We start from the raw sequence: 22,703 nt of genomic DNA on the forward strand, positions 1-22,703 counted from the left end.
CACCGGACCCAGGCTGTTGGGGGGATTATGGTCGAGCCGTTCTACCTGCTGGGCATTCCAGTTGATTTCATCCTGTTCGCGCTGACCCTGCTTGGCGTCGCCCTCTTACACCACTACACCCTCCAGGTCGCGCTGACCGGGCTCGCGGCGATCTCGCTTTACAAGATCATTTTCACGGGCTTCAAATTCGGCACCGGCATTTCGGGCTTTGTGCAGCACCTGCACCATGAATGGGTGATCCTGGCGAACCTGTTTTTGCTGCTAATGGGTTTTGCGCTGCTCTCCCGGCATTTCGAGAAAAGCCAAATTCCCGAAGAGATGCCACGCTTCCTGCCCGATGACTGGAAGGGTGCTTTTGCACTCTTGGCCATCGTCTTCGTCTTGTCGAGCTTTCTCGATAATATTGCCGCCGCGCTGATCGGTGGCACCATGGCGCGCCATGTGTTTCGCGGCAAAGTCCATATTGGCTATCTGGCGGCGATTGTCGCCGCCTCCAATGCCGGCGGCTCCGGCAGCGTGGTCGGCGACACGACGACGACGATGATGTGGATCGACGGCGTCAGCCCGCTGATCGTGTTTGACGCCTATATCGCCGCCGTGGTGGCGCTTGTCATTCTCGGGATTCCAGCCGCGTTCCAGCAGCATCGTCATTCGCCTATTGTGAAGGAGGCACCGAGAGAGCTTCAGATCGAATGGCCGCGCGTGGCCATCGTCGCTCTCATTCTGGTTGCCGCCATTCTCGCCAATGTCACGGCCAATCTGAAATATCCCGCGCTGCTCGATCTGATCCCTGTCATCGGCCTTGCGGTCTGGGCGGTGATCCTGATCACGGCGCCGTGGCGCCGTCCGGATTGGGAGGTAATGCCGGAAACCTTCAAGGGTACAATCTTCCTGCTCGCGCTCGTCACGTGCGCATCCATGATGCCGGTCGAAAAACTGCCGCTCGCGTCATGGCAAACCGCGCTCGGGCTTGGCTTCGTCTCCGCCGTGTTCGACAACATTCCGCTCACGGCACTGGCGCTTAAACAGGGCGGCTATGACTGGGGCTTTCTCGCTTTCGCAGTCGGCTTCGGCGGCTCGATGATGTGGTTCGGATCATCCGCCGGTGTTGCGCTGTCCAACATGTACCCGGAAGCGAAATCTGTCGGCCTCTGGTTGCGCCACGGCTGGTACATCGCCGTGGCCTATGTGGTCGGTTTTTTCGTCATGCTCGCCGTTCTCGGCTGGCACCCGGATGAGGGACACAAGAAGCGCGTGGATCTCGCGCCCACTTCGATCGCCGTAGTGCATGGCTAAAGAAACTTCAGGACCGGCGAGATCGGCAGGAAAGTCAGCAGCAGGAATAGCGGCACCAGAATGAGCGATGCCCAGAAGAAATACGCGAAAAAGCTGGGCATCTTGATGCCGCGTTCCTCGGCAATCGTGTAGATCATGAAATTGGGCGCGTTCCCGATATAGGTGAGCGCGCCCATATAGACTGCGCCCATCGAAATTGCGGCAAGGGTTCCCCCTAGCGGACCCATCAATTCGGCTGGATCGCCGCCGGCAAGCTCAAAAAACACAAGATATGTCGGCGCATTGTCGAGGAACGCCGACAGAATGCCCGTCAGCCAGAAATAGGCCGCCTCGTGCGGAAGCCCGTCATTTGCGGTGACCGCGCTCAGCAGGAAGGCAAATTGACCGTCGCGCCCAGCCTGCAGCATCGCCAGCACCGGCACGATTGCGGTGAATATCCCCGCGAAAAGAATCGCCACTTCCCGGATCGGTTCCCAGGTGAAGCCGTTCGATTCCCGATGCTCATTCGGCGTCAACCATAGCGACAGTAAAGCAATCGCGATCAGTTCGAGATCGCGCAAGAGATTTTGTAACGCAACCTCAGTTCCGAATACATTGAATGTGATGCCCGGCCGCCAGAAGGCGGGCAGCAGGATACTGCCGACGATGCCTGCAATCAGCAGGAAATTGATCTTGCCCCGCAGGCGGATCTGCGATGGCGCCTGGAATTGATCGGCGGCGTCCTTCTCCTTGCGCCAGAGGAATTCATCCAGAACAAAGAACAGCGTCAGCACCACAGTGGCGACGATGGTGGTCTGCAACCACAGATTCTGCGCGGTCCAGAAGAAATCGACGCCCCGCAGAAAACCGACAAAGAGTGGCGGATCGCCGAGCGGCGTCAGCGCGCCGCCGACATTGCCGACAAGGATGATGAAGAACACGACGACATGGACGCGGTTTTGCCGCTGCTCGATCGCGCGCAGCAGCGGGCGGATCAGGATCATCGCCGCGCCCGTCGTCCCGACGATACTGGCGCTTGCCGTGCCGAGCGCCAGCATGATCGTGTTGTTGACGGGCGTCGCGCGGATCTGTCCGCTGACCAGAATGCCGCCGGCGACCGTGTACAGCGCGAACAAGAGAACGATGAAGCTCAGATATTCAGCCAGCATGGCGTGAACGAACACTTCAAACGCCGTGGCCACGCCAAATCCCGCTGCCAGCGGCGCCAGTGTCAGCAGAGCCCATCCCGCAGCAATCTTGCCGTAATGCGCATGCCAGATTTTCGGAAACAGTAGAGGTCCAGTCGCGATCGTCAGCAAAAGGCCGGCAAAGGGCAAAGCCCAAGGCCACGACAAGACCGAGCCGTCCAGCGCTGCGGCATGAGCCGGCTGCGCAGCACAAAATATGAGGATGGAGAAAGCAAGCGACGAACGGATCAACATCCGGGGTGCCTTGCATCAGGAGGGAGCCGAAAGCAACGCGGTCATTTGGCCCCTTTGCCCGCCGGCGAGCGCTTGCCAGCGTCGTGATTTCACGCTACCAAATGGTGATACATGTGTACTGCATAGCGGACCAAGAAGCCGCACGCCTGTCGGGAGGTCGCGTTGACGAAGTCTGTCAAAAAGATTGCGCTCGAAGAGCATTTCTTGGCTCCCGGCTTTGAGGAGTATTGGCTGAGGACGGTCGAGGACGTTGACCCGAAGCTCTACGGCCAGGTGCTGTCGCGCCTGAAGGATTTCGGGGAATTGCGCATTGCGGCCATGGACAAGGCGGGTATCGAACGTTCGGTGCTGTCGCTGGCCGGTCCCGGCGTGCAGGCCGAGCGCGATGTTGGCAAGGCCACGCGCAAAGCCATCGAGGCAAACGATTTTCTCGCCGGCGAAATTGCGAAAAATCCCCCACGCTATTCCGGCCTCGCGCACATTGCTTTGCAGGATCCGGTCGCCGCGGCAAACGAGCTGGAGCGCTGCGTGAAAGAGCTCGGCTTCGCCGGCTGCATGATCAATGGCCACACCAACGGGCAATATCTCGACGATCCCTCGCTCTCTCCGTTTTGGGAACGCGCCGAGGCGCTCGAGACAATCGTCTATCTGCATCCCGCCGACCCCGTGTCGCCTTTTGCCGTGCTTGACGGCTACAAGGGCCTGAAGCGCGCGACCTGGGAATGGACCCTCGAAACCGGCTCGCACGCCTTGCGCATGGTGTTCGGCGGTCTGTTCGACCGTTTCCCGAAGGCGACCCTTGCGCTCGGCCATCTCGGCGAAACCCTGCCCTATCTGCTTTGGCGCTTGGACAGCCGCGCCAAGCTCTACGGGATCAAGCTCAAACGTCAGCCTTCCGACTACATCCGGGAGAACATGGTGGTGACGCTGTCCGGCATGTACTCGGCGGAGCCGCTCAATTGTGCGATCGCCGCACTGGGCGCCGACCGGGTCATGTTCTCGGCCGATTACCCCTTCGAATCCGCCGAGGAAGCCGCGCATTTCATGGATACCGTGCCTCTCGATGAGAAATTGCGCGAGCAGATCGCGTTTTCGAACGCCCGAAAGATCTTGCGACTTCCGAACTGAACCCTCGGGATCACAACGATGAACAAACACGTGACAGCACAGCCCACAGGCACCCACGACAAGAGCAGTGTGCAGGTGATCGCCCGCGCTGCGTCCATTCTGCGCGCGCTGGAAGACGCCACGCCGGGATTGAGCCTGGGTCAGATTGCGCAGCGGGTAAACCTCGCGCGCTCCACCGTGCAGCGCATCGTTTCGGCGCTGGAGACCGAGAAACTGGTGATTGCAGCCTCGCCGAACGGACGGGTGCGTCTTGGACCGACGATCCTGCGGCTCGCCGCTTCCGTTCGTACTGATTTTGTCACCATCGCCAAGCCATTCATCACCAAGCTGTCGCATGACCTGCATGAGACGGTCGATCTCGCGGCGGTGAAAAATGATCACATGGTCTTCATCGATCAGGTCATAGGATCGCAGCGCCTGCGTACGGTTTCCGCAGTCGGCGAATCCTTTCCTCTCTATTGCACGGCCAATGGCAAGGCCTATCTGGCGCAACTTGCCGATGAGGAAATCGAGAAGCTGATCGGCGCCTCCTATGAGGCGCGCACGCCCAAAACCATCACCCGGCTCGATGCGCTGCTTGATGAACTGAACTCCGTGCGCCGCCATGGCGTCGCTTTCGACCGCGAGGAACATACGCTCGGCATCAGTGCGGCCGGCATCGCACTGCATGACTTCCACGGCAACCCGGTCGCCATCTCTGTGCCGGTACCGAGCCAGCGGTTCAAGGAGCAACAAAAAGATATCGCCGAGCGGCTTTTACGCACCAAGGCGTCGCTCGAGGAGCATATCAATGCCGCGATGAAGTGACGGCCGGGATTTGACGAACAAGCGCACATTGCGCGCCAAAAAACGGGAGACTTAGAAGATGACAATCAAAATCCGCGGCATTGCGTTCGAGGACAATCTTGAGAACAGCATGGGGCTGGAATTCTACAATCTGTCGCATCGCTTCGGTTACCAATCACCGAATTGGCCCTATTTCGAGGACGTCAAGATCGAACGCATCCACTACATGGCGAAGTCGGGCGTGCTGTCGCAACGCATCACGACCTCCATGCACAACACCACGCATATCGATGCGCCGGCACACGTGGTGCAGGGTACGCCGTTCATCGACGAGGTGCCGCTGCCCCATTTCTTCGGCACCGGAATCGTGGTCTCGATCACGAAGAAAAAGTGGGAGCCGATCACCTATGACGATCTGGAAAAGGCCGCCGGCAAGCATGTGCGCCCGCATGACGTGGTGATCGTCAATACCGGTTGGCATCATCAGTACGAAGATAGCGAGGACTATTTCTGCCGCGCGCCGGGCTTCGTGCCATCAGCCGGCGACTGGTTCGTGGAGAAGAAGGTGAAAGTCGTGGGCCATGACACCCAGGCCAACGACCATCCGCTCGCCACCGCCATCGGCCCGCAGCGCAACGGTCCGCTGCATCCGCATCTCGCCGAAGAATACAAGGAGTGGTCGGGCGGCCGCGACTGGAAGGACGATTTCCCCGAATGGGAGCCGGTGCACCGCAAGTTGTTCTCGAACGGCATCCTTGGCATCGAGAATGTCGGCGGCGACCTCGACAAGGTCACCGGCAAGCGCTGCACCTTCGCCTTCTTCCCGTGGAATTGGGATCGCGGCGACGGTTGCATCATCCGCCTCGTCGCGATGATCGACAAAAACGGCGGCTACCGTATCGAACGCGGGGAGGACCTGAAATGATCGTCCGCAAGCTCAACGACGCAAAATCCTACGAAGCGCCCAATCACCGCGCCTGCGCCTCGCTGCGCCTCTTCGGCATGGACGCAGGCGGGCCGTCCAAGTTCATTGTGGGCCTCTCGCATTTCCTGCCTGGCGGTGGCGCCGGCCCGGACGCCTCGCCGACCGAGAAGGTCTATGTGGTCGTAGCCGGCAAGCTCACGCTGATCGTGGACGGCAAGGAAACGGTGCTCGGGCCGGGTGACTCCTGCTTCATCGGGCCGAACGAGAAGCGCGAGATCATCAACCGCACCAACGAAGTGGTGACGATCATCACGGCGATGAACAATCCGCAGGTGTAAGCCTGCTCCCTCTCCCCGCTTGCGGGGAGAGGGTCGGGGTGAAGGGGGCATCTGCAGACGCTCTGAGTTTCTGGAGGCCCCTCACCCGCCCGCCTTCGCAAAGCTTCGGCGGGCGAACTCTCCCCGCAAGCGGGGAGAGGTAAAGCAAGGGAGAAATCAATGACCGAAGCCTGGCTCAAAAATCCGCTGTCGCTGTTCGACATCAAGGGCAAAACTGCAATCGTCACTGGCGCGTCCGGCGCTTTCGGCGCCCTCGCGGCGCGGGTCCTTGCGGGTGCCGGCGCGTACGTCGTGCTGGCCGCCGGAAAAGCGGATGAGCTCAAGAAGACAGCGGCCGAATGCGAAAAGCTCGGCGCCAAGGTCGAGAGCGTGGCGATCCGCCCTAGCTCGGAAGCGAACTGCGACAAGATCGTACAGGCGGCCGTCGATAAATTCGGCCGTGTCGATATCCTCGTCGTCGGTTCCGGCAAGAATGACGTGTCGAAAATCGTCGACATGTCGCCCGAACGCTTTCTCGACGTCATGGACGCCAATGTCACCCAATCCTGGCTGATGGCACGCGCCGCCGGCCGGCAGATGCTGAAGCAAGGCGGCGGCGGCAAGATCGTGCTGATGTCTTCGGCACGCGGGCTGCTTGGGCACCCCGCCGGCTACACCGCCTATTGCGCCTCGAAATCGGCCGTCGATGGCATCACCAAGGCTCTCGGCTGCGAATGGGGGGACACCGGCATCACCGTCAACGCCATCGCGCCAACCGTATTCCGATCGGCGCTCACCGCCTGGATGTATGAGGACACCGACAAGGCCAAGGATGTGCGCAAGGGCTTCCTCGCCCGTGTGCCGAAGGGCCGGCTCGGGGAACCCTCCGATCTCGCGGGACCCCTTCTCTTCCTCGCCTCCTCGGCGTCCGATTTCTATACGGGCCACATCCTGTATGCCGACGGCGGCTACACCGCAGGCTGACATGGCTGGCACGCCCCGCATCGCCGTCATCGGCGCCGGGCTCATGGGCCACGGCATCGCGCAGGTCTTTGCGCTGCACGGTCATGATGTCACCGTCTACGATTCCTTCGACGGCAATCTGCAGACATTGAAGGACCGCATCAGCACGAATTTGCGCGATCTCGGCGACGATCCGAAAGCCGTCGAACGCGTGACGCCGCAAAGCGATCTCGCTGCCGCCGTACGCAATGCTGATTATGTGGTCGAGGCCGTGCTGGAGGATCTGCCGCTGAAGCAGAAACTCTTCTCTGAAATCGAAAGCCACGTCCGGCCGGACACGATTCTCGCCAGCAACACGTCGGTCATTCCGATCACGAAAATCATGGAGGGGCTGCAACACCGAGAGCGTGCGCTCGGCACGCATTGGTGGAATCCTCCCTATCTCGTGCCGCTGGTCGAAGTGATCGGCACCCAATGGTCGTCACAAGCGACGATCGGCTGGACCATGAATCTGCACAAGGCCATTGGCAAGACGCCTGTGCACGTGAAGAAAGACGTCGCCGGCTTTGTCGGCAACCGCCTGCAGCACGCATTGTGGCGCGAGGCGGTCTCGCTGGTTGAAAACGGAATCTGCGATGCCGAAACCGTCGATACCGTGATCAAGGCGAGCTTCGGAGGCCGGCTGGCGGTGCTCGGCCCGCTGGAGAACGCCGACCTCGTCGGCACCGATCTGACGCTCGCCATCCACAAGACCGTGCTTCCTGAGATCGACAGTCGGCGCGGCGCTTCGCCTTATCTCGAAAAACTGGTCGCAGAAGGCAAGCTCGGCATGAAATCCGGCGAGGGTTTCCGGAAATGGGTACCTGAGCAGCAAGCAGAGCTCAGGGCAAAGATTACCCGACATCTCAAAAAGGCGCGCGCAGAAGACGCCTGATCATTATTCAGGTCATACGGGAGGAACATCGTGACGAAGGACAACGGCACTTCCAAGAACAAGCTCGGCAATGGCGTCTCGCGCCGAAACGTCATTCAGGCAGGCGCAGCCACTCTGGTCGCCGCACCCGCCGTTTTGCGGATCATTCCCGCCAACGCGCAAAGCAAGGTCATCAAGATCGGCAATGTGAGCCCGCGCACCGGCCCGCTGGCCGGCTTCGGCGAGGCCGATCCTTTCATCATCGATCAGGTGAAGGGCATTCTCTCGAAAGGCATCCAGAGCGGCGGCAAGACTTATCCGGCCGAGATCATCTCCAAGGACAGCCAGTCGAATGCCAGCCGCGCCGCCGAAGTCGCGGCCGAGCTGATCCTGCGCGACAAAGTCGATCTGCTGGTCGGCGCCGGCACGCCGGACACGACCAATCCGGTCGCCGATCAGGCGGAGGTCAATGAAGTCCCCTGCATCACCACCAACTGTCCGTGGCAGCCCTATTTCTTCGGCCGCAAGGGCGACCCCAAAAAGGGCTTCAACTGGACCTATCACTTCTTCTGGGGTCTGGAAGACGTCATCGCCGCATTTCTTGCCTTGTGGGACGGCGCGCCGACCAACAAGGTTGTGGGTGGCGTGTTCCCCAATGACGCCGACGGCAATGCCTGGGGCGATTCCAAGCTGGGTCTGCCGCCGGCGCTTGCGCAAGCGGGCTACAAGCTCATCGATCCGGGCCGCTATCAGGTGATGAACAACGACTTCACCTCGCAAATCTCCGCGTTCAAGGCGGCGGGCTGCGAAATTGTCACCGGCAACATGATCCCGCCGGATTTTGCGACCTTCTGGTCGCAGGCGGCGCAACAGGGCTTCAAGCCGAAGATCGTCACCATCGGCAAGGCGCTGCTGTTCCCCTCGGCCGTGAACGCGCTCGGCGCGCGCGGCCATGGCCTCACCACCGAAATCTGGTGGACACCGAACCATCCCTTCAAATCGGGTCTCACAGGGCAGTCGGCGAGAGAGCTGGCCGAGGCTTACATGAAAGCTGCGAATCGTCCGTGGACGCAACCGATCGGATACCAGCACGCGCTGTTCGAAGTCGCCATCGATACGCTCAAGCGGGCCAAATCGCTCGAGCCGAAGGCGATCCTGAATTCCATCATTGCGACCGACTACCGTTCAATCGTCGGTCCGGTGAAATGGACCGGCCAGCCGGTGAAGAATGTGACCAAGACGCCGCTGGTCGCCGGGCAATGGAAGCGCGTAGACGACAAGTTCGATCTGGTGATTACGGCGAACAAGCGGGCACCGGAAATTCCGGTCGGCGGCAAGTTGGAATTGTTGTCGTAGCCCTCCACGTCGTCACCCTGAGGTGCGAGCGGCCGAAGGTCGCGAGCTACGAAGGGCGACGACGTGGCCGACATCCTTCGAGGCCCGGCCTGCGGCCGGGCACCTCAGGATAACGTTGCCAAGGCAGGATTTGCATCGTGCCCCTCCTCACCTTGACGCAAACTTCCAAACGCTTCGGCGCCGTCATTATCGCCGATGGCATCGACCTTTCGGTCGAGAAGGGCGAGGCGCTCGGCATCATCGGGCCGAACGGCGCCGGCAAGACCACCTTGTTCGGTATCATCAGCGGCACCGTGCCGCCGGACTCAGGTCAGGTGGCATTCGACGGCCGCGACATTACGCGCCTCGCGCCGGACAAACGTTGTCGCATGGGCATCGCACGCTCGTTCCAGGTTCCGCAGCCCTTCGGCGGCATGACCGTGTTCGAAAATCTCGTCGTCGCCGCCGCCTTCGGCCAGGGCCGAAGCGAGCGCGATGTTTACGCTGACAGCCATCTTGTCCTCGAGCATTGCGGTCTCGCCGCGAAGGCAAACCGGCCGGCGGGCGCGCTCACGCTGCTCGATCGCAAGCGGCTAGAGCTTGCCCGCGCACTGGCGACCGGCCCGCAATTGCTGCTGCTCGATGAAGTGGCCGGCGGCCTCACCGAGCATGAATGCGAAGCGCTGGTGACGCTGATCAAGGACATCCGCAAGATCGGCATCACCATCGTCTGGATCGAGCATATCGTGCACGCCCTGCTCGCTGTCATCGACCGTCTCGTGGTGCTGCATGGCGGCGCTTTCATTGCCCAGGGTGACCCGCAGACCGTGATCCGCTCGCCGCAGGTCAACGAAATCTATATGGGGATCCCCGCCGATGCCTGAGCCGCTGCTCGCCATCCGGTCGCTCAATGCGTTCTACGGCGATTTCCAGGCGCTGTTCGACATTTCATTAGCGGTGCCCGCAGGCGAGGTGGTGTCGTTTGTTGGCGCCAATGGTGCGGGAAAGAGCACACTCCTGAAAAGCATCGCCGGGCTGATGCCCGGCCGCCGCGATGCGATTGTGTTCGCCGGCGAAGAGATCGGCGACAGACCCGCCTACGAGGTTGCCAAGCGCGGCATTGCATTGGTGCCTGAAGGCCGCCGGCTCTTTCCATCCCTGTCGGTCGAGGAAAACCTGATGATCGGCGGCCAGCTCGGCCGCGAGGGACAGTGGTCACTGGCGCGCATCTATGAACTCTTCCCGGTTCTGTTCGAACGCCGCCGTGTGCCCGCAACATCTCTGTCCGGCGGACAGCAACAGATGTGCGCCATCGGACGCGCGCTGATGTCCAATCCACGCCTCTTGATGTGCGACGAGATCAGCCTCGGCCTCGCGCCCATCGTGGTGCGCGACATCTATGCACGGCTGCCGCAGATCGCAGCCGCGGGCATCACGCTCATCGTCGTAGAGCAGGACGTGGCGCAGGCGCTGAAGGCCGCCGACCGCATTTATTGCCTGCAGGAAGGCCGTGTCGTGCTGCACGGCAAAGCCGGCGAAGTTACGCGCGAGGCGGTATCGGCCGCGTATTTCGGGGTGTGAAACGTGGAATGGGTGAACACGATCGTGCAAGGTATTCTGACCGGCGGGCTCTATGCCATGTTCGCCGCGGGCCTTTCACTCATCTTCGGCGTCATGCGCCTTGTCAACATCGCGCATGGCGACCTGATCGTGCTTGCGGCCTATATCGCGCTCGTCGTGGTCGAGACGCTGGGTATCGATCCGCTGATGTCGCTACTCTTCGTCGTGCCGATCATGGCCGTGATTGGATATGTCCTGCAGCGCACGATCCTCAACCGCACGCTGGGCGATGATCTGCTGCCGCCGCTGCTGGTGACGTTTGGCCTCTCGGTCATCATCCAGAATGCGTTGCTGGAAGTCTTCACCGCCGACAGCCGCAAGCTCAATGCCGGTCCGATTGAAACCGCAAGCATGGAGGTTTTGCCCGGCGTCTCGCTCGGTATTCTGCCGCTGGCGCAATTCATCATTGCCGTCGCCGTGATTGCACTGATGCAGATGGTGTTCTACCGCACGGCGATGGGGCGTGCATTCCGCGCCACGTCCGACGACCAGCCGGTGTCGCAGCTTATGGGTCTCGACAACCGCCACATTTTCGGTCTTGCGATGGCCTTGTCGCTAGCCATTGTCGCCATCGCCGGCGTGCTCCTCGCCGTGCGCGCCAATTTTGATCCCTCGATCGGCCCTGCCCGGCTGATCTTCGGCTTTGAAGCAGTCATTATCGGCGGGCTCGGGTCGATGTGGGGTACGCTCGCCGGCGGCATCATCCTCGGCGTGTCGCAGGCGATTGGCGCCAAGATCGATCCCGGCTGGCAATTGCTCGCCGGTCATTTTGTCTTTCTTTTCATCCTTGCAATCCGCCCGCAAGGCCTGTTCCCGAAGGTGCAGTGATGAGCAGCGCCGCCATTCGCGTCGTCCACTTCACCCGCTCCAGCCAGATCGGCATCGCGGGCTTCGCCCTGCTCTTGATTGCGCTGGCGACGGCGCCCTATTGGGCCGAGCGCTCTGACCTGCGTCTGCTGGCGGAGATCTTCACCTACGTGACGCTGGCAAGCCTCTGGAATCTGCTCGCGGGCTATGCCGGCCTCGTGTCGGTCGGCCAGCAGGCTTACGTCGGGCTCGGCGCCTACATTCTTTTCGGGCTTGCGATCTTCGCCGGCCTCAATCCCGTCTGGACCATTCCCGTTGCAGGCGTCATTTCCGCCATCGTTGCCTACCCCGTTGCTCTCCTGATCTTCCGCCTGCGCGGGCATTATTTCGCCATTGGCACCTGGGTGGTGGCGGAAGTCTTCCGGCTGCTCGCAGCGCAGATCGGCCCGCTCGGTGGCGGCTCCGGCATCTCCCTGCCGGTCGCAACCGTCACCGCCATCGCCGAGACGCGGCAGATGCGCGAATTTCTGATCTACTGGATCGCACTGGCGCTGCTCGTCGTTATTCTTGGCCTGATCGTGATGCTGCTGCGCTCACGCTACGGGCTCGCGCTCACCGCGATCCGTGACAATGAGACCGCCGCCTTGTCGAACGGCGTCAATGTCACCCGCACCAAGCTTGTGGTCTATGTGATCACCGCCGCCGGCACGGCGATGGTCGGCGCGCTCATCTTTCTGCAGAAGCTGCGGATTTCGCCGGATACCGCTTTCAGCGTCAATGAATGGACCGCCTTCGTCATCTTCATCGTGGTGATCGGTGGCGTCGGCCGGCTGGAAGGCCCGATCATCGGTACCATCGCCTTTTTCCTGCTGCGAGAGACCATGGCCGATCTCGGCGCGATCTATCTTCTGATGCTCGGGGTCGTCGCCATCGCGGTGATGCTGAAGACACCGAAGGGCCTCTGGGGTTATGTCGCGGACCGTTTCGGCTGGGAGCTGTTTCCGCTGGCGCGGCGGGTCGAGCAGCGAAAGGATTGATTGGCGATCCGCGGCCGCACCTGAAGCGGGCCAATATGGTCATCCCCCTTCACGGAAAACCTCGCGCTTCTGGAAGGACTTCCTTTGCGCCGGCATTCGCCGGAATATCGAGACCGCTATGGCAGTTGAAATGCGGCCCGGTGATTCTGGGCGGCTGACCGCGGGAGGAAAGAATGAATCGGGATCTCCTGATTGACATTTTCTGCCACATCTATCCGGATCGATTCTTTCAGGAGATGACCAAAGTTTCTCCGCAACTCGAGAATCTGGGCAAACGCCTGCGCTCGGTCCGAAAGTTGTTCGATCTCGATGAACGATTCCGCGAGATGGACACGCTGGGCGACTACCGGCAGATCATTTCACTGCCCAATCCTCCCATTGAAGACATAGCCCAATCCGCGATCGGCCTCGACCTCGCGCGCATTGCCAATGACGCGATGGCCGACCTGTGCCGCAAGCATCCGGAACGGTTTCCAGCCTTCGCCGCCGCCTTGTGCCTGACCGACATCGAAGGATCGCTCGCCGAAGCCAGACGCGCCATCGATACCCTGGGCGCGCGCGGGATCCAGATTTTCACCAATGTCGCGGGACGTCCACTGGACGCCCCCTCCTTCCGCCCGGTCTTCGACCTCATGGCGCATTACGACCTGCCAGTCTGGCTACACCCCGTGCGTACTGCGGCGATGACCGACTATCCCGCCGAGCCGAAATCTCGCTTCGAAATGTGGTGGTGCTTCGGCTGGCCCTATGACACCTCGGTGGCCATGGCGCGACTGGTCTTTTCCGGGTTGTTCGATCGCCACCCGAGCATAAAGATCATCACCCATCATTGTGGCGGCATGATCCCCTATTTTGATGAGCGCGTCGGGGCGGGCCTGGAAGTGCTCGGCAGCCGCACCAGCGACGAGGACTATTCGCAAATCCTTCCTTCGCTGAAGCGGCCGCATCTGGAATATTTCCGCGGCTTCTACGCCGACACTGCCATGTTTGGAGGCCAATACGGCGTGCGTTGCGGTTACGAATTCTTCGGCGCCGACCGCCTCGTGTTCGCAACCGATGCGCCGCTTGGCCCGATCAAGCCGACGATCGGAGTTGTCGACAGACTCGGCCTCGATGAAGCAAATCTCCGTAAGATCAAGTCGGGCAATGCCGCAAGGCTCTTGAACATGGCGTTCAACTAGCGTCTGGTGATGCGAGGAGAAGTCTGATGACTCGCAAGTTATTCAATTTTTCAAAGGCGCAGGCGATCCTGTTCGTATTGTGTGCCGCGGCTTTGCTTGCCACCTCCGGGACCGCCGAGGCGCAGAGGACCGGCCGCTCGCCCTATTGCGCGATATTGAGCGGCGACGGCGGCATGGATTGCAGCTATCCGACCCTGCAAAGCTGCCTCGCCACAGTGAGCGGTGTCGGCGGCGCCTGCAACCCAAACCCGCGTGCCCCGGGCGGGGCAGCTCCGCCAGGCTTCCTGCAGCGTCTGATGCAGGGCAACGGACCTGCGTTTGCGCCCGTTGACGTCGGGCCTCCACCCGATGCCGGCCCGGCCGTCGCTTCCACGCGTCGCCCCACCAGACGCGAATGGCCCTATTGCGCGACATACTCGAATGGCTCGACCAATTGCGGCTTTCCTACACTGCAAAGCTGCCACGCAGCCGTTAGCGGTGTGGGAGGCGTCTGTCGGGCCAATCCTCGCGCGGGACGCAATCCGCGTTCCTGAGTGGCGCAAGCATGACCAGGCCTCCCTTTGTCAACGTGACAGCGCCGCCCTTCGGCGCCAAGGGCGATGGTCGCAGCGACGATCGCGCCGCGATTCAAGCGGCCATTCACGCGGCGGCGAATAATGGCGGCGGCTCCGTTTATTTCCCGAAAGGCGTTTATCTGATCGGCGCGGAGCCGAACGGCATCGGCGGTCTGCAACTGCGCTCGCATGTCACGCTACAAGGCGAGGCGCCGCGCGCGGTCATTCTGAAATTAGAGGACGGAGCTAACAAGACGCTCATCTATGGCCCCTCCGGGGTGGAGCGGCTTTGGGGCAGTGAGTCAGCCGACGGCCTGCAGAACTGGTCAATCGTCAATATTGAACTTGACGGTAACCGCGCAAAGAATAAGTCCGGCAACGGCGTCTGGATCTACGGCTTCAAGCCAATCATTGACAAACTCTTTATCGGCAATGTCGCCGAACATGGCTGGCGCACCGAGTGGGGCAGCGCCGGCCCGCCCTTTGGCATGGAAGGCATTATCCGCGATGTCTATATCGACACCTGCGGCAAACACGGTTTCTGGTTCGCTGGCCCGCATGATTCAACGATCAGCAACGTACTGGTTGTGGATCCGTCGCAGTCCGAGCGTGCGGCATGGGACGCTTTTCGCATTGAGGGGCGCGCGACGTCACGTTTCGTGACCTGCCATTCCTGGGCGCGCTCAAACAGACCGAACCGGCATCGTTACGGACTCTATGACACCTCCGGCGGCAACGATTTCATCGGCTGCCAGTTCGAAGGCGCCTTCTCCGCGAACGTCTACGCGGCCGGCCATGGCACGACATTCGATGCCTGCCGCTTCTTTGCCGCCGGCAACGGCATCAATGTACTGGTCCGCACCAGCGAGATCATCATGACCGCGCGGCTTGAAGGTCCGCTGGAGGGCGCTCCGCCCTGCAGGGGCATCGTACTCGGACAACCGGGTGACTGGGTCGCCGCCTGCGACATCAACGTCTATGTGGGAAAACATGCGGCCGGAGCGATCGACTTTACCCATTCAGCAGGAACAAATTCGGTCCGCGTTCGAGGCTTTCTTGAAAGCGGCGTTCCTTACGTCGGGCATCCGCGACCGGATGATGATGTCGACTTTTTCTGCTCCGGAAAAAGCGGCACCGTTCTGCGCCAATCCGCCAAGTGAGGCCAGTTATTTGCGCTTGCGACCTGAGCTCGCCTCGCGCGATCCGCGCGACCGGCAGAATTTCTCGACAGCCTCTTTAGTCGCCGCAGCCAGAAGCCGCTGCCGCGCCTCGCTGGCTAGGATCGCTTCTTCGTCGGGATTGATGATCATACCCGCTTCAAAAAGAACCGCCGGCATGCGCGCCCCACGCAGTACATACAGCTTATCGAAGCGATAAATGCCCGCCTGCTTGTCGAGCAATTGGCGCCGCCGGGAGCGCATAAATTTCTCGGTATAGTGCGGCGTGAATTGCAGACCCTCTTCCTTCAACGCACGACCCAGCATCCTGGCAAATTGCAGGCTGCCGGCGCGATCGGCATTCTCATAAGATATGAAAATCGAATGCCCCTTAAAGCGATCGTTGAAGCGTTTCGGGCCGCCCTCCTCGTCCATATGAAGCAGCAGCCAGTCCGGAACGGAATCATGATGGATTGACAGCAGAAGATCGGCGTTGGCCGCATTCGCATCCACGACCCGCTTGATCAAGGCACTGCGCGCCGCGCCCGACGCAACCTGCAAAGCCGTCTTCGCAAATCCCGCCTCCAACAGCGCCCGCTCAATCTCACGGGCAAGGCGCAGGTTGAAGTCATATTCGGTCATGCTGCGTGCGGAAATGGCGCCGGGCTCTTCAGCGGTGTGCCCCACATCGAGCAGTACCCGGAACTGCGTCTGATCGCAGGACGGCCGCGGTTTGGATTTTTCCGCTTGGACAACACCGCTCGCAAAGGCCGTCGCGGCTATGGAAGCCGCAAGCAGCGGCGCAATATGCGCGCGTCGCCACCGCAATATGTTCAGACGAACCATTTCGCTCTCGGCTTGACACGACGAAGGCCCCACCCTATTGCCCGGGGTCTCCAAAAGCGAGTACCTGCATGGCGAATAGCGAACTGACACCGGCCGAATTCGAACAGGCCAAGAAAATGGCGGAGCGGATGGCGGAAGCGACCGCGGGCGCCTCGGCCGGGGTGACCCTTTATGCGATCAGCCTGCTCAGCGCGTCAATCGTCAGAAATCACGGGATTCGCTTTGCCGATGGACGGAATTTGCTGAGAGGCATGTATTCCGCCTCCGAAAAGCTGCTGCGGAAGATGTACGGCGGATAACAAAGTCAGCGGGAGAGATTCCATGCTGCGGACGATGTTGCCGAGCATTTCGATTGCGGCGGCCGGTTTTGGCCACGGATTCGCGCCGGCCAACCGCTCCGGCGTGCTTGCTCCGAACAACCTCTTCTGTCTGATGCAGCGCGAGACGGCCACGGTGAATTGCATGTTCGCGACCATGCAGCAATGCCGCCGTCGGCAGATGTCGGGCGCGAAGGTGAGTGCATTGCAAACTCCGCTCTTGGCGCATCGCATTACGATCCGCGCGAACGACGTTGTTTGGAAATATCTGCGCCGTGCCTTGTGAAGCCAGGGGCACAGTCGAACTGAAGCTGTAGCGCCCTGAAGTCACTGGGAGGCCCTGCCCTCACCAGAACCTGCCCGCACCGCTGCCCCGCATTTCCGTCCGCTTTTTTGGGCGGTCTGAGGTATCGCCGCCCTCGGATATCACGGAAGAAGACGCTCCCGGACATTGCGCGCTGCTCGGAATGGTTGAAAAGCAAAGCCGTGCCTGAAAGGTCGCCCTGGCACGAAAATGCATACCACTGGTCCCGAATAGCGGGCCGCAATGGCTTCGCCAATGTGAACTAGATGACACACGCGAGACCGTGCTCGCGCTAATTACTCATGCAGTCTCCATTACCGACCGAAAGCACCCGATGCGCAGGCCAATCGACGACAGATCTAGCGAGGGTCAACTCCGCCAGCTTGACCGGTGGGCGGTCATGTCTCTTGCTTCGATCGTCGGGATCGCAATCTTGTCAGCACTGCTGCTGAGTTCCGGCAGCACCGCAGCGCGATTCCAGGAACCGGCATCTTCCTTGTCACACAAGCCGAAGGGCGAGTTACAAGCGCCGTTCGAAAAAACCTCGGAGGCTACCGGCTCAAGCGCGCTGAATACAAATCAGTTTGATATCGCATATGCGGAGCCGAAAAACCCGATACATCGTCCGATTTTTGAAATGCTGAAAGAGGAACACATCCTGGAGAAAATGCAGGCGGTCCTCGCGCCGGTGAAATTACCGGTCCGTATTACGCTGAAGTTGGAGGGATGCGATGGTATTGCCAACGCAACCTTCTGGGACGACGTCATCAAAGTCTGCTATGAATATATCGAACACGTATGGAACCATGCGTCCAATGTGGCAACCGGCGGATTATCGCCGAGAGATGCTTTGATTGGTTCCACGGTCGATGTCTTCTTGCACGAAGCCGGGCACGCCGTTGTGGAGGTGCTGGATATTCCATTTTTTGGTCGCGAAGAAGAGGTCGCGGATTATTTCGCGACCTACATTTTGCTCCAGTTGTGCATGGACGACGCCCGGCGGCTGATCCTTGGTGCTTCCTTTGTCAGCGGCAGGGAAGCGATCGAAGAGCAAGGAAAGGCGCCAGAACTGCGCCTATTGGCCGATACTCATTCTTTACCAGCACAACGTCACTTCAATCGCTGGTGTATGGCCTACGGTGCAAACCCCGTCATGTTTTCCGAAGCAGTCAGCGTTGGTATGCTGCCGATAAGCCGCGCGAAGCATTGCCGTTATGAATACCAGACAAACGAATTTGCCTTTAAGGCGCTGATCTCACCGTACATCGACGATGAGTTGAAGCGGAGCGTTCTGACCAGGACGTGGTTTGACTTGCCGACAATGAGGATACAGACGTGTCCTGAAGCAGTGCCGGTCGCAGTATCGCATCGTCTGCCCGCAGTGCGGCCGGAAACTGCGCCTGGCGTCTATCCAGCTCTGGCTCAGAAGTAGCAAGTTCGGCCGAGCCATTCCCATCCGCAAGATCATCTCGTCATTGTGAGATAGCTGACAGAACAACGGCCAATCCTGCGCTAATTGGGTGGATGCAATTTTTGTTTAAAGGAGGCGTCCATGCATACGTTAAGGGTCCGATTCACCAACAATCAGCTTCCCCTCATCGACCGGTCGAGGGGCATGTCGCTTGCTCTGGCCGTCGCGGTCGCCACCTTTGCCTCTCTGCCGCTGGGTGCTGGTACCGCCGCGCGATCCGATAGTTGGTCGCCTGCTTCAGAAAAATTGGAAGACAATCTGGCGGCACCACAGGGCAAGGCTGAGCAGACCACGACTGGAGCGGGAGGCGCATCCGAAGCGGGGGTCCGGGACAGTCACATCGCCCACCCTGCCATTCGCAACTCTATCAGTATATCAGAGAACTCCTTCGGTTTTGATAAGCTCAATGCTGTTCACGATTACAGCTTGCCGGAGCACCAATACGGAGAGCGGAGACAGACTCTCCCGCTTGTGAACTGATCCAGTTTGGAGCTGCGGTTTGCGTCTAGTGCCGTGTCATCGAGATGATTTGAATCGCTGCGGGTCATCAGCAATGGCTCCGCCTCATCAAAGGGGATTCCTCAACAAAGGCAAGAAGCCGACGAGCCAGATCGCAAAGGCGAGCGACCACAGTATCGCGCTAAGGACATAGTGTCCGCCCAGCATGAAGGCGCCAACCTGGATTTCCGGCAACACTCTGACGAGACCAGCGCACGTCATCACGATGACCGCCGCATGCGCGTGCCAGGGAAGGTCGAGCGATCGGCCGGTGTGGCGCAGGCCGGCAATGATGAACACGCTCATCACGGCAAGGCCGAGGCTAGCCACCGAGAGCAGATGCAATCCGCTGGCCGTTGCGACAGGAGCGCCGAGTTTTGCCAGACCGATCAGCAAAAACCCGACGCCGGCGAACGCATTGGCGCCGGCGAGCGCAAGCACCTGCGTCCGGAAGACAGCCTTCCCAATGAACCACTCGGCCAGACGGTCGAAGAAGGCCGCCGCCGCCGCGAGCGCCAGATAAGCGGGAACGGTCGAGGCCGGCGCGACCAAAGCCGCTATGGCATAGATTGCGACCAGAGCGGCCGTGAGGTTCTGCCGGCCGGGATGGGGACGATAGGGCGTCGTCTCCCCGCTTGGATCCAGCGCAAGGTTGATGATCACGACGTTGATGCGGGCAATGGCGAGCGAGAAGAAGATCAGAAAAATCATGAGCGCCGCGTGCAGCAACCGCGAGGCGAGGTCCGTCATTCCGTTCAGCCACGCGAGCCGAATGGCCAGTTCGGTGAACCAGAGCAACCCCACCCAGACGGCGAAGGAGGTATGTCGCGTGCTGCCGCGTTCGATCAGCGCCTTCGAGACATACCAGAACAGCAGGCCGAGAAAGATCAGATCAGTAACAGCCGCGACGACAACAAGCGCGTCAGCACCCACAAAGCCGATCAGCCGTCCCGGAAGCCAAAGAAACACAAGAACGAGGAGCGTACGGCCTCGGCGCGGCGGAGTGTCGGTCCATTCCGGAGTAGCCGACATGAGAAACCCCGCCAGCGCCGCGCCATAAGTACCGAAAATCATTTCATGCGCATGCCATTGGCTTGCGGGAATATCGTGTGCAAGCGGCAGCGCGAAAGCAAACATTGCGACCCACGCCAGCGGAGAGAGCACGGCGTAACAGGCGGCAACAGGGAAGAAAAGGAGGAGTCCTTCCCCCAGCAGCGGACTGGCGATGCTGGTCGGTTGGTCGGTACGACACGCGAGCGTCAAGCGGCATTCTCCCGCTCACCGTCGAACAGCTCCCGGAATTCTGGATCCCGCGACCACGATTCGACTATTTCAAAGACGGCGCGATCACTGCGCTCTCCGGGCTTTCCCTCAATCACCCGGTTCGTGACCAGACCTTCCGCGCGGCCGGAGAGAACGACGAGACGATGCGCAACGCGCACCGCCTCCGACAGGTCATGCGTCACGAACAATGCGGAGAAATTCTCGCGTGCCGCTGCCTCAATCACCAGATCCTGAAGGATCCGCTTCAGCCCGACATCGACCGCGGTGAACGGCTCATCGAAGAACACGACGTCCGGACCGACCGCCAGCGCGCGGGCCACTGCCACCCGTTGACGCATGCCGCCGGAAAGCTCCACCGGATATTTTTCGAGATCTCGCGGATGCAAGCCGACTTCCTGGGCACGCCGTTCCGCGGCTTGTCGGCTCGCCGCCTGCCCCGTCCCGCTCGCGCGCAGACCATAGGCGATGTTGTCCTGCGCAGTCAGCCAGGGCAGCAGCCGCGGCTCCTGGAACACGACCGCATGACGGTGATAACTGCGCCGCACCCGCCCACGCAGCGGGTCGATCAGGCCGGCGGCAATTTGCAGCACTGTCGTCTTACCGCAGCCCGACGGCCCCAGCAGCGCCACGACCTCGCCTGTCGCGAGCGAAAGATCGAGCTTTTCAAACACGGGGCGGCCAAGAAAAGCATGACCCACGTCCTCGAGCAGGAGCTTCATCGCTTGACGCCCCAGGGCAGTCCGGCTTCCCGCCAGCGTTCAAACCGGTCGCGAAGCGGATGCAGCAATATGTATTCCGTGACCAGCGCAAAGGCGACGACGGCCACGATCAGGGCCATCACCCGCGGGATGTCGAACAGCGCCCGTGCCGTCGCCAGTTCGCCGCCGATCCCTCCTGTATTGGATAGAAGCTCGGCCATAACCGTTATTTTCCAGGCCGAGCCCGCCGTCGTCGTCCAGGCCGGGAAGAGGTAGGAGATCAGGTGCGGTCTTGTCACTGTGCGAAAGCGCATCCAGGCGCCAGCGCCGAACGAGCGCGCCATGACATCAAGCGCGCGGTCGCGTGTTGCGACCCCTTCAAGCCCGCCGGCAAATGAGATCGGCAGGGCCGCAACAACCACGGTCATGACGGCAGAGCCACCGGTCGATCCGAACCAGATCAGCGCCAGCACGATCCACGCGATGGGCGGGACGCCGAGGATAACGGTGACGATGGGGCGCATCAGCCGCATCGCGGCGAAAGAATATCCCGCGATCGCGCCGGCGGTCGTGCCAAAGCCGACAGCCAGCAGGAAGCCTATGGCGGCCCGCTCGGCGGTCAGCTTTGCCGCTTCGGCGAAGGTCGGCTCGTGTATGATGGCGGACAATGCTGCCAGTGTCTCGAGCGGCGACGGCAGGATGAAAGACCCGTAGAACTCATGACCTGCCTGCCAGGCTGCTGCAAGGCAGAACAGGCCTGCAGCGCCGGCCCAAGCCGACCAAATGTAGCGGCCGGTCCAGCCGACGAAGGCCATGCTCTGCGCGAACGGTGTCACAATGGGTAAAACGCGTCGCCTGGCAACTTGCCGCCGATGATGCGCGGATCGTCCTTGGCCAGGATGGAAAAGAATGCCTCCAGTTCCGGGCGAATTGAGGAGGCTGGCAGCGCAGCAAGATTGCTGTGGGGAATCGCCTCCGCAACCACGGGACTCATCAGCCCGAGTTCCGTCGCCGAAACAAGAGACGCGCGGTACGGATGGTTGACGACGAAGTCCACGGCGGACTGCAAGGTCGCCTGAAACCCTACAAGCCCGGCGTGGCCGAGTGCGTCGACAAACGGCCGTGTGACGGCAAGGCCGGCCTGCGGGATGAAGCCGCTGCCCCCGACGACCCTTGCCCATTCCTTCTGAAAATCGATCGCACGGGTGAGACCGCTCAAGCTGACTTTCCCGCGCAGGATCGCGGCGGTGACGGCGGGTTCCGCCATGAGCGCGCCATCGACGCGGCCGGCAAGCAGCATTTGAACTGCTTCGGGCGGCGTTCCGGCATAGTCGAACTGAATGTCCTTTCCGGCCTTCAAGCCCGCCTTTGCCAGCAGGCGGCGCAGAAGAAGATCAGGCATGTCGTTGCGGAACGGCACCGCAATCTTCTTGCCGGCGAAATCCTCAATCCGGCGGAACCGGTCGTTCCCCACGATGTAGAGAAGCCCGCGCGTCATGATGTTGAGCAGATGGACGCCGAGCCCGCGATTGTGGAGATTCGCCGCCACGTTGCTGGGGACGATGACGGCTTGCATCGCGCCGGAACTCAACCCCGCGCGCATTTCGTCCGGTGTGCGCCATGTCTTGAAGACAGCCGACGCGTCGATCTCCTTGAGCGCTCCGTTCGCGATGGCTTGCGCAAGCACGATCGAAGGCGCCGCCGGCGGCCCCCACAGCGTCAACGGCGCCGCCGCCCGCGCAAGACGCGGTGCGGCGAGCGCAAACGGCAAACCGGCGACGAAACTGCGGCGGTTCAGCATGCGAACCTCCTTGTTATTGGGCGCGCGCCTTAAGCGCGCGCCGT

25 protein-coding genes are annotated in these 22,703 nt (G+C 61.0%); 19 read left to right on the forward strand and 6 right to left on the reverse strand.

Annotated features, from left to right (window positions below):
* The first annotated feature begins 27 nt into the window (after positions 1-27).
* Positions 28-1,296, forward strand: coding sequence for a citrate transporter (locus RO009_02940; protein MDT3683984.1), 1,269 nt, complete (start codon positions 28-30; stop codon positions 1,294-1,296).
* Here RO009_02940 and RO009_02945 read toward each other — a convergent pair.
* Positions 1,293-2,717 (reverse strand): sodium:proton antiporter, encoded by a 1,425-nt coding sequence (locus RO009_02945; GenBank protein MDT3683985.1) that lies wholly within the window; start codon positions 2,715-2,717, stop codon positions 1,293-1,295. The two genes, RO009_02940 and RO009_02945, sit on opposite strands and share 4 nt — an antisense overlap.
* Positions 2,718-2,879: 162 nt before the next feature.
* Between RO009_02945 and RO009_02950 the strand changes: the two genes are divergently transcribed.
* The 14 genes from RO009_02950 to RO009_03015 all read left to right on the forward strand — a co-directional run bounded on the left by RO009_02950 (position 2,880) and on the right by RO009_03015 (position 15,443).
* Positions 2,880-3,845, forward strand: coding sequence for an amidohydrolase family protein (locus RO009_02950; protein MDT3683986.1), 966 nt, complete (start codon positions 2,880-2,882; stop codon positions 3,843-3,845).
* Between the two features lie 18 nt (positions 3,846-3,863).
* On the forward strand, positions 3,864-4,652 hold the full coding sequence (locus RO009_02955; GenBank protein ID MDT3683987.1) for an IclR family transcriptional regulator: 789 nt from the start codon (positions 3,864-3,866) through the stop codon (positions 4,650-4,652).
* Positions 4,653-4,710: 58 nt separating this feature from the next.
* Entirely contained in the window at positions 4,711-5,556 is an 846-nt protein-coding gene (locus RO009_02960; protein ID MDT3683988.1) for a cyclase family protein, read from the forward strand.
* Positions 5,553-5,894, forward strand: a complete 342-nt coding sequence (locus tag RO009_02965; protein ID MDT3683989.1) for a cupin domain-containing protein — start codon at positions 5,553-5,555, stop codon at positions 5,892-5,894. Before RO009_02960 ends, RO009_02965 begins: the two co-directional genes overlap by 4 nt.
* A 159-nt stretch (positions 5,895-6,053) precedes the next feature.
* On the forward strand, positions 6,054-6,857 hold the full coding sequence (locus RO009_02970; protein MDT3683990.1) for an SDR family oxidoreductase: 804 nt from the start codon (positions 6,054-6,056) through the stop codon (positions 6,855-6,857).
* Position 6,858: 1 nt separating this feature from the next.
* Positions 6,859-7,770, forward strand: coding sequence for a 3-hydroxyacyl-CoA dehydrogenase family protein (locus RO009_02975; GenBank protein ID MDT3683991.1), 912 nt, complete (start codon positions 6,859-6,861; stop codon positions 7,768-7,770).
* A 30-nt stretch (positions 7,771-7,800) separates the two neighbouring features.
* Positions 7,801-9,105, forward strand: coding sequence for an ABC transporter substrate-binding protein (locus tag RO009_02980; GenBank protein ID MDT3683992.1), 1,305 nt, complete (start codon positions 7,801-7,803; stop codon positions 9,103-9,105).
* Positions 9,106-9,242: 137 nt separating this feature from the next.
* A complete protein-coding gene (locus tag RO009_02985; GenBank protein ID MDT3683993.1) occupies positions 9,243-9,968 on the forward strand; it encodes an ABC transporter ATP-binding protein in 726 nt (241 codons plus the stop codon).
* Positions 9,961-10,665: an ABC transporter ATP-binding protein gene (locus RO009_02990; GenBank protein MDT3683994.1), complete on the forward strand. Its 705-nt coding sequence runs from the start codon at positions 9,961-9,963 to the stop codon at positions 10,663-10,665. The genes RO009_02985 and RO009_02990 overlap by 8 nt, the downstream gene beginning before the upstream one ends.
* 3 nt (positions 10,666-10,668) lie before the next feature.
* A complete protein-coding gene (locus RO009_02995; GenBank protein MDT3683995.1) occupies positions 10,669-11,532 on the forward strand; it encodes a branched-chain amino acid ABC transporter permease in 864 nt (287 codons plus the stop codon).
* The gene (locus tag RO009_03000; protein MDT3683996.1) at positions 11,532-12,548 is read left to right on the forward strand and encodes a branched-chain amino acid ABC transporter permease; all 1,017 of its coding nucleotides are present in this window, start codon (positions 11,532-11,534) and stop codon (positions 12,546-12,548) included. Before RO009_02995 ends, RO009_03000 begins: the two co-directional genes overlap by 1 nt.
* A gap of 173 nt (positions 12,549-12,721) precedes the next feature.
* A complete protein-coding gene (locus RO009_03005) occupies positions 12,722-13,729 on the forward strand; it encodes an amidohydrolase family protein (GenBank protein MDT3683997.1) in 1,008 nt (335 codons plus the stop codon).
* 26 nt (positions 13,730-13,755) lie between these two features.
* Positions 13,756-14,262: a DUF3551 domain-containing protein gene (locus tag RO009_03010; GenBank protein ID MDT3683998.1), complete on the forward strand. Its 507-nt coding sequence runs from the start codon at positions 13,756-13,758 to the stop codon at positions 14,260-14,262.
* An 11-nt stretch (positions 14,263-14,273) separates the two neighbouring features.
* On the forward strand, positions 14,274-15,443 hold the full coding sequence (locus RO009_03015) for a glycosyl hydrolase family 28-related protein (GenBank protein MDT3683999.1): 1,170 nt from the start codon (positions 14,274-14,276) through the stop codon (positions 15,441-15,443).
* Positions 15,444-15,449: 6 nt separating this feature from the next.
* On the opposite strand, the gene RO009_03020 is transcribed toward RO009_03015, so the two are convergent.
* Positions 15,450-16,286 (reverse strand): N-acetylmuramoyl-L-alanine amidase, encoded by an 837-nt coding sequence (locus tag RO009_03020; GenBank protein MDT3684000.1) that lies wholly within the window; start codon positions 16,284-16,286, stop codon positions 15,450-15,452.
* A gap of 68 nt (positions 16,287-16,354) precedes the next feature.
* Here RO009_03020 and RO009_03025 point away from each other — a divergent pair, with 68 nt between their 5' ends.
* The 4 genes from RO009_03025 to RO009_03040 all read left to right on the forward strand — a co-directional run bounded on the left by RO009_03025 (position 16,355) and on the right by RO009_03040 (position 18,858).
* The gene (locus RO009_03025; GenBank protein MDT3684001.1) at positions 16,355-16,585 is read left to right on the forward strand and encodes a hypothetical protein; all 231 of its coding nucleotides are present in this window, start codon (positions 16,355-16,357) and stop codon (positions 16,583-16,585) included.
* 22 nt (positions 16,586-16,607) lie between these two features.
* Complete coding sequence (locus RO009_03030; GenBank protein MDT3684002.1) at positions 16,608-16,889, forward strand: hypothetical protein; 282 nt, start codon at positions 16,608-16,610, stop codon at positions 16,887-16,889.
* Positions 16,890-17,307: 418 nt separating this feature from the next.
* On the forward strand, positions 17,308-18,339 hold the full coding sequence (locus RO009_03035) for a DUF4344 domain-containing metallopeptidase (GenBank protein MDT3684003.1): 1,032 nt from the start codon (positions 17,308-17,310) through the stop codon (positions 18,337-18,339).
* Between the two features lie 120 nt (positions 18,340-18,459).
* Positions 18,460-18,858, forward strand: a complete 399-nt coding sequence (locus RO009_03040; GenBank protein ID MDT3684004.1) for a hypothetical protein — start codon at positions 18,460-18,462, stop codon at positions 18,856-18,858.
* Positions 18,859-18,945: 87 nt separating this feature from the next.
* Here RO009_03040 and RO009_03045 read toward each other — a convergent pair whose 3' ends face one another.
* From RO009_03045 to RO009_03060, 4 genes are read right to left on the reverse strand one after another with little or no spacing between them, the layout of a single operon-like run.
* Entirely contained in the window at positions 18,946-20,139 is a 1,194-nt protein-coding gene (locus tag RO009_03045) for an NnrS family protein (GenBank protein ID MDT3684005.1), read from the reverse strand.
* Complete coding sequence (locus RO009_03050) at positions 20,136-20,879, reverse strand: ATP-binding cassette domain-containing protein (GenBank protein ID MDT3684006.1); 744 nt, start codon at positions 20,877-20,879, stop codon at positions 20,136-20,138. Before RO009_03050 ends, RO009_03045 begins: the two co-directional genes overlap by 4 nt.
* Positions 20,876-21,694: an ABC transporter permease gene (locus tag RO009_03055; GenBank protein MDT3684007.1), complete on the reverse strand. Its 819-nt coding sequence runs from the start codon at positions 21,692-21,694 to the stop codon at positions 20,876-20,878. The genes RO009_03050 and RO009_03055 overlap by 4 nt, the downstream gene beginning before the upstream one ends.
* Entirely contained in the window at positions 21,691-22,659 is a 969-nt protein-coding gene (locus RO009_03060) for an ABC transporter substrate-binding protein (GenBank protein MDT3684008.1), read from the reverse strand. The genes RO009_03055 and RO009_03060 overlap by 4 nt, the downstream gene beginning before the upstream one ends.
* Between the last annotated feature and the right edge of the window lie 44 nt (positions 22,660-22,703).

Origin of the sequence: Pseudorhodoplanes sp. (genome assembly GCA_032027085.1) — a bacterium.
Taxonomy (GTDB): Bacteria; Pseudomonadota; Alphaproteobacteria; order Rhizobiales; family Xanthobacteraceae; genus Pseudorhodoplanes.

What these genes read in the sequence shown, in the direction of transcription:
- RO009_03030 (MDT3684002.1), top strand. Translation starts at nt 16,608, where the DNA reads ATGCTGCGGACGATGTTGCCGAGCATTTCGATTGCGGCGGCCGGTTTT.
- RO009_03020 (MDT3684000.1), bottom strand. Translation starts at nt 16,286, where the DNA reads ATGGTTCGTCTGAACATATTGCGGTGGCGACGCGCGCATATTGCGCCG.
- RO009_02940 (MDT3683984.1), top strand. Translation starts at nt 28, where the DNA reads ATGGTCGAGCCGTTCTACCTGCTGGGCATTCCAGTTGATTTCATCCTG.
- RO009_03050 (MDT3684006.1), bottom strand. Translation starts at nt 20,879, where the DNA reads ATGAAGCTCCTGCTCGAGGACGTGGGTCATGCTTTTCTTGGCCGCCCC.
- RO009_03035 (MDT3684003.1), top strand. Translation starts at nt 17,308, where the DNA reads ATGTCTCTTGCTTCGATCGTCGGGATCGCAATCTTGTCAGCACTGCTG.
- RO009_02970 (MDT3683990.1), top strand. Translation starts at nt 6,054, where the DNA reads ATGACCGAAGCCTGGCTCAAAAATCCGCTGTCGCTGTTCGACATCAAG.
- RO009_02975 (MDT3683991.1), top strand. Translation starts at nt 6,859, where the DNA reads ATGGCTGGCACGCCCCGCATCGCCGTCATCGGCGCCGGGCTCATGGGC.
- RO009_02990 (MDT3683994.1), top strand. Translation starts at nt 9,961, where the DNA reads ATGCCTGAGCCGCTGCTCGCCATCCGGTCGCTCAATGCGTTCTACGGC.
- RO009_03000 (MDT3683996.1), top strand. Translation starts at nt 11,532, where the DNA reads ATGAGCAGCGCCGCCATTCGCGTCGTCCACTTCACCCGCTCCAGCCAG.
- RO009_03005 (MDT3683997.1), top strand. Translation starts at nt 12,722, where the DNA reads ATGAATCGGGATCTCCTGATTGACATTTTCTGCCACATCTATCCGGAT.
- RO009_03025 (MDT3684001.1), top strand. Translation starts at nt 16,355, where the DNA reads ATGGCGAATAGCGAACTGACACCGGCCGAATTCGAACAGGCCAAGAAA.
- RO009_03015 (MDT3683999.1), top strand. Translation starts at nt 14,274, where the DNA reads ATGACCAGGCCTCCCTTTGTCAACGTGACAGCGCCGCCCTTCGGCGCC.
- RO009_02945 (MDT3683985.1), bottom strand. Translation starts at nt 2,717, where the DNA reads ATGTTGATCCGTTCGTCGCTTGCTTTCTCCATCCTCATATTTTGTGCT.
- RO009_03010 (MDT3683998.1), top strand. Translation starts at nt 13,756, where the DNA reads ATGACTCGCAAGTTATTCAATTTTTCAAAGGCGCAGGCGATCCTGTTC.
- RO009_02965 (MDT3683989.1), top strand. Translation starts at nt 5,553, where the DNA reads ATGATCGTCCGCAAGCTCAACGACGCAAAATCCTACGAAGCGCCCAAT.
- RO009_03040 (MDT3684004.1), top strand. Translation starts at nt 18,460, where the DNA reads ATGCATACGTTAAGGGTCCGATTCACCAACAATCAGCTTCCCCTCATC.
- RO009_02955 (MDT3683987.1), top strand. Translation starts at nt 3,864, where the DNA reads ATGAACAAACACGTGACAGCACAGCCCACAGGCACCCACGACAAGAGC.
- RO009_03060 (MDT3684008.1), bottom strand. Translation starts at nt 22,659, where the DNA reads ATGCTGAACCGCCGCAGTTTCGTCGCCGGTTTGCCGTTTGCGCTCGCC.
- RO009_02960 (MDT3683988.1), top strand. Translation starts at nt 4,711, where the DNA reads ATGACAATCAAAATCCGCGGCATTGCGTTCGAGGACAATCTTGAGAAC.